At 45.4% G+C, this 350-nt stretch carries 1 protein-coding gene; it reads right to left on the bottom strand.

Features of this window, described 5'->3' with window-relative positions; translation table 11 throughout:
- Positions 1-164: 164 nt before the first annotated feature.
- Positions 165-350, bottom strand: a 186-nt coding sequence (locus tag P2081_RS20515; protein WP_278924638.1) for a hypothetical protein, incomplete at its 5' end; no start/stop codon positions are given.

Here is a 350-nt window from a genome sequence, read left to right on the forward strand (position 1 = left end):
TTATTACAAATATTTAATAAAAAATGGAAACAAGATAACAACAGCCCCCCGATATATATATAAAAATAACATAATATTTGAATTATAAAATAAATATCGTCTGTATGGCCTCTCTTGGGCTGGAACGACTTTATACATGGCATGTCTTTCTGTCTGGTTGTTGTTTACAGTTTGTCCAAGTATTGTGTCAGGTCGGGAAGTCCTTCTTTCAGCCCTTTCCTCTTGCGGGTGTCCTGTACAACACCGAAGGGGCGGGTGCCCTGCTCCAGGGGGTCACCAGGGAGGATCTGCCAGTGGTCAAACACACACTGGGGGAACGCCTGGCCTCCTGTGTTGCTGCGAAGGTCGGC

Source organism: Pseudophaeobacter profundi, from assembly GCF_029697505.1.
Lineage (GTDB): Bacteria > Pseudomonadota > Alphaproteobacteria > Rhodobacterales > Rhodobacteraceae > Pseudophaeobacter > Pseudophaeobacter profundi.